The 5,756-nt window shown below is 53.7% G+C and carries 2 tRNA genes and 3 rRNA genes; all 5 read right to left on the minus strand.

Features of this window, described 5'->3' with window-relative positions:
* Positions 1–56: 56 nt before the first annotated feature.
* Positions 57–170 (minus strand): 5S ribosomal RNA (gene rrf / locus P3T16_RS34610).
* Positions 171–407: 237 nt separating this feature from the next.
* Positions 408–3,286, minus strand: a 23S ribosomal RNA gene (locus P3T16_RS34615).
* Between the two features lie 336 nt (positions 3,287–3,622).
* Positions 3,623–3,698: transfer RNA gene (locus P3T16_RS34620), tRNA-Ala, on the minus strand.
* Positions 3,699–3,754: 56 nt separating this feature from the next.
* Positions 3,755–3,831: transfer RNA gene (locus P3T16_RS34625), tRNA-Ile, on the minus strand.
* Between the two features lie 64 nt (positions 3,832–3,895).
* A 16S ribosomal RNA gene (locus tag P3T16_RS34630) occupies positions 3,896–5,428 on the minus strand.
* The 16S, 23S and 5S rRNA genes sit together here with 2 tRNA genes alongside, the layout of an rRNA operon.
* Positions 5,429–5,756 lie beyond the last annotated feature (328 nt).

Below are 5,756 nucleotides of genomic sequence, written 5' to 3' on the forward strand. Positions count from 1 at the left end.
GCGGTAAACGCAGAAACCCCACCTTTGTGGGGTGGGGTTTCTGTTGCTGCTGGGGAGCCTGACGATTACCTACTTTCACACGGGCAATCCGCACTATCATCGGCGTGGAGTCGTTTCACGGTCCTGTTCGGGATGGGAAGGGGTGGTACCGACACGCTATGGTCATCAGGCATGACTTGTTGTCGTGCTGGGTGGGGTTTGCACCCCGGGCCAGCACAACCAATCTGGAAGAAGTAGTTGAGAGGATGCCTCTCGGTATTACGTTTTGGGCTGTGCTTGTAGTGCACAACACTGATCTCAACCTGTGCGTCCTGCTAACACCGTCTGGTGCCTGGCACGCATCCCCTGCGGGGATCGGACCAGAGTAAGCGCTGAAGCGCTAACTCTGGTCGAGACACACTTGTTATAGGATCAAGCCTTACGGGCAATTAGTATCAGTTAGCTTAACGCATTACTGCGCTTCCACACCTGACCTATCAACGTCCTGGTCTTGAACGACCCTTCAAGGGGCTCGAAGCCCCGGGGATATCTCATCTTAAGGCGAGTTTCCCGCTTAGATGCTTTCAGCGGTTATCTCTTCCGAACATAGCTACCCGGCGATGCCACTGGCGTGACAACCGGTACACCAGAGGTTCGTCCACTCCGGTCCTCTCGTACTAGGAGCAGCCCCCTTCAAATATCCAACGCCCACGGCAGATAGGGACCAAACTGTCTCACGACGTTTTAAACCCAGCTCACGTACCTCTTTAAATGGCGAACAGCCATACCCTTGGGACCGGCTACAGCCCCAGGATGAGATGAGCCGACATCGAGGTGCCAAACACCGCCGTCGATATGAACTCTTGGGCGGTATCAGCCTGTTATCCCCAGAGTACCTTTTATCCGTTGAGCGATGGCCCTTCCATACAGAACCACCGGATCACTATGACCTGCTTTCGCACCTGCTCGACTTGTCGGTCTCGCAGTTAAGCACGCTTATGCCATTGCACTATCAGCACGATTTCCGACCGTACCTAGCGTACCTTCGTACTCCTCCGTTACACTTTGGGAGGAGACCGCCCCAGTCAAACTGCCTACCATGCACTGTCCCCGACCCGGATCACGGGCCAAGGTTAGAACCTCAAACAAACCAGGGTGGTATTTCAAGGACGGCTCCACGCAGACTGGCGTCCACGCTTCATAGCCTCCCACCTATCCTACACAGATCGGTTCAAAGTCCAATGCAAAGCTACAGTAAAGGTTCATGGGGTCTTTCCGTCTAGCCGCGGGGAGATTGCATCATCACAAACACTTCAACTTCGCTGAGTCTCGGGAGGAGACAGTGTGGCCATCGTTACGCCATTCGTGCAGGTCGGAACTTACCCGACAAGGAATTTCGCTACCTTAGGACCGTTATAGTTACGGCCGCCGTTTACCGGGACTTCAATCAAGAGCTTGCACCCCATCATTTAATCTTCCGGCACCGGGCAGGCGTCACACCCTATACGTCCACTTTCGTGTTTGCAGAGTGCTGTGTTTTTATTAAACAGTCGCAGCCACCAGTTTATTGCAACCCCTTCACCCTTCTGGCGCAGGCCAGTCAAGCTACAGGGGCGTACCTTATCCCGAAGTTACGGTACCAATTTGCCGAGTTCCTTCTCCCGAGTTCTCTCAAGCGCCTTAGAATACTCATCTCGCCCACCTGTGTCGGTTTGCGGTACGGTCTTGTTAAACTGAAGCTTAGAGGCTTTTCTTGGAACCACTTCCAGTTGCTTCTTCACCGAAGTGAATGGCCTCGCACCCTTGAATTCCGCGCCCGGATTTGCCTGAGCGCCTTCTCCAATGCAAGGACCGGGACTTCCAACACCCGGACAACCTTCCGCGATCCGTCCCCCCATCGCATTTAACAATGGTGCAGGAATATTAACCTGCTTCCCATCAGCTACGCATTTCTGCCTCGCCTTAGGGGCCGACTCACCCTACGCCGATGAACGTTGCGTAGGAAACCTTGGGCTTACGGCGAGGGGGCCTTTCACCCCCTTTATCGCTACTCATGTCAGCATTCGCACTTCCGATACCTCCAGCGCACTTTTCAATGCACCTTCGCAGGCTTACGGAACGCTCTCCTACCATGCATATAAATATGCATCCGCAGCTTCGGTATATTGCTTAGCCCCGTTACATCTTCCGCGCAGGACGACTCGATCAGTGAGCTATTACGCTTTCTTTAAAGGATGGCTGCTTCTAAGCCAACCTCCTGACTGTTTTAGCCTTCCCACTTCGTTTCCCACTTAGCAATATTTGGGGACCTTAGCTGGCGGTCTGGGTTGTTTCCCTCTTGACACCGGACGTTAGCACCCGATGTCTGTCTCCCGTGATTGCACTCTTCGGTATTCGGAGTTTGCTATGGCGAAGTAATCCGCAATGGACCCTTCAACCATGACAGTGCTCTACCCCCGAAGGTGATACACGAGGCACTACCTAAATAGTTTTCGGAGAGAACCAGCTATTTCCAGGTTTGTTTAGCCTTTCACCCCTATCCACAGCTCATCCCCTAACTTTTCAACGTTAGTGGGTTCGGACCTCCAGTACGTGTTACCGCACCTTCATCCTGGCCATGGATAGATCACCTGGTTTCGGGTCTACACCCAGCGACTGAACGCCCTGTTCGGACTCGCTTTCGCTACGCCTGCCCTAATCGGTTAAGCTTGCCACTGAATGTAAGTCGCTGACCCATTATACAAAAGGTACGCCGTCACCCCTTACGAGGCTCCGACTGTTTGTATGCATGCGGTTTCAGGATCTATTTCACTCCCCTCCCGGGGTTCTTTTCGCCTTTCCCTCACGGTACTGGTTCACTATCGGTCGATCACGAGTATTTAGCCTTGGAGGATGGTCCCCCCATCTTCAGACAGGATTTCACGTGTCCCGCCCTACTTGTCGTACACCTAGTTCTTCCAAACTGTTTTCGCCTACAGGGCTATCACCTGCTATGGCTGCACTTTCCAGAGCATTCGGCTAACAGTAAAGATAAAGAGTACAGGCTGGTCCCATTTCGCTCGCCACTACTCTGGGAATCTCGGTTGATTTCTTTTCCTGCGGTTACTTAGATGTTTCAGTTCACCGCGTTCGCTTCACATGGCCTATGTATTCAGCCATGGATGACCCATACGGGCCGGGTTTCCCCATTCGGACATCTTCGGATCAAAGCTCGTTTGCCAGCTCCCCGAAGCATTTCGCAGGCTACCGCGTCCTTCATCGCCTGTGATCGCCAAGGCATCCACCACATGCACTTGTTCGCTTGACCCTATAACGAGTGTGTCTCAACATGGTTCCGCAGAATCACGCCTGAACAGTCGCTACAGGTTGAGTATTCGTGTTGCGCCGTATTCCAAGAGCAATCTTTCGATCTCTCTTTTCATACATTGATACAATCACAACCCTGATTCACCTACTCGGACACCCATCTCTAAGTGCCTTTCGTGAATCTCTTTACTACTTCTTCCTGATTGTTAAAGAACGACAGCCGATAGCGCGGTTGCTATAACCACGTATCACTCTGACTGGCTCAATCGCCAATGCCCGTGTCACTGCACCGCAGACATCTCGCAATGTCCGCCGCAGTAAAACCGGCATTGAGGATTGGTGGAGGATGACGGGATCGAACCGACGACCCCCTGCTTGCAAAGCAGGTGCTCTCCCAGCTGAGCTAATCCCCCAGTCATGCAACTTCCCCAGGGGTTTTAGTCAGTTCGCGCCGCCACCGCAGAAACAGTGGTGGGTCTGGATGGATTCGAACCATCGACCCCCGCCTTATCAAGACGGTGCTCTAACCGACTGAGCTACAGACCCCTGAGTCTGTCTTTTTCACAGCCGATAAGCGTGAGCGCTCAACGTTGAACACGTTCAGCTCGAGAAAGGAGGTGATCCAGCCGCACCTTCCGATACGGCTACCTTGTTACGACTTCACCCCAGTCATGAATCCTACCGTGGTGACCGTCCTCCTTGCGGTTAGACTAGCCACTTCTGGTAAAACCCACTCCCATGGTGTGACGGGCGGTGTGTACAAGACCCGGGAACGTATTCACCGCGGCATGCTGATCCGCGATTACTAGCGATTCCAGCTTCACGCAGTCGAGTTGCAGACTGCGATCCGGACTACGATCGGTTTTCTGGGATTAGCTCCCCCTCACGGGTTGGCAGCCCTCTGTTCCGACCATTGTATGACGTGTGAAGCCCTACCCATAAGGGCCATGAGGACTTGACGTCATCCCCACCTTCCTCCGGTTTGTCACCGGCAGTCTCCCTAGAGTGCTCTTGCGTAGCAACTAGGGACAAGGGTTGCGCTCGTTGCGGGACTTAACCCAACATCTCACGACACGAGCTGACGACAGCCATGCAGCACCTGTGCGACGGTTCTCTTTCGAGCACCCCGGCCTTTCAGCCAGGTTCCGTCCATGTCAAGGGTAGGTAAGGTTTTTCGCGTTGCATCGAATTAATCCACATCATCCACCGCTTGTGCGGGTCCCCGTCAATTCCTTTGAGTTTTAATCTTGCGACCGTACTCCCCAGGCGGTCAACTTCACGCGTTAGCTACGTTACTAAGGAAATGAATCCCCAACAACTAGTTGACATCGTTTAGGGCGTGGACTACCAGGGTATCTAATCCTGTTTGCTCCCCACGCTTTCGTGCATGAGCGTCAGTATTGGCCCAGGGGGCTGCCTTCGCCATCGGTATTCCTCCACATCTCTACGCATTTCACTGCTACACGTGGAATTCTACCCCCCTCTGCCATACTCTAGCCCGCCAGTCACAAATGCAGTTCCCAGGTTAAGCCCGGGGATTTCACATCTGTCTTAACGAACCGCCTGCGCACGCTTTACGCCCAGTAATTCCGATTAACGCTCGCACCCTACGTATTACCGCGGCTGCTGGCACGTAGTTAGCCGGTGCTTATTCTTCCGGTACCGTCATCCCCCCGGGGTATTAACCCAGAGGTTTTCTTTCCGGACAAAAGTGCTTTACAACCCGAAGGCCTTCTTCACACACGCGGCATTGCTGGATCAGGCTTGCGCCCATTGTCCAAAATTCCCCACTGCTGCCTCCCGTAGGAGTCTGGGCCGTGTCTCAGTCCCAGTGTGGCTGGTCGTCCTCTCAGACCAGCTACAGATCGTCGCCTTGGTAGGCCTTTACCCCACCAACTAGCTAATCTGCCATCGGCCGCCCCTTGAGCGCGAGGTCCCGAAAGATCCCCCGCTTTCCTCCATAGAGCGTATGCGGTATTAATCCGGCTTTCGCCGGGCTATCCCCCACTCCAGGACACGTTCCGATGTATTACTCACCCGTTCGCCACTCGCCACCAGGATTGCTCCCGTGCTGCCGTTCGACTTGCATGTGTAAGGCATGCCGCCAGCGTTCAATCTGAGCCAGGATCAAACTCTTCAGTTCAATGCCTGTTACTGTTTTCGGTTGTGTTACCAACCGGTCGCTCACTCAACGTACTGACGAATGATTAACCTGCCGAAGCTTGACGCCCCAACAGGCAAACCTTCCTTTCATTACTGTGTGAGACTTGATACTTTCGCCTGGCCGGCAGATCCCGAAAGATCCACCGCGCGTCGCCATCAAGCGCCCACACTTATCGGCTGTTAATTTTTAAAGATCGATTGCGCATTCACCACCGAAACCGCACCGCGCTGCGTCACTTCGCAACCACTCCGGCACCGCTTCGTTCTGCGTCGCTGCATCAGCAGCAGAGAAACGAGATTATGAAGAA

This window comes from Paraburkholderia sp. GAS42 (genome assembly GCF_050436565.1).
Lineage (GTDB): Bacteria > Pseudomonadota > Gammaproteobacteria > Burkholderiales > Burkholderiaceae > Paraburkholderia.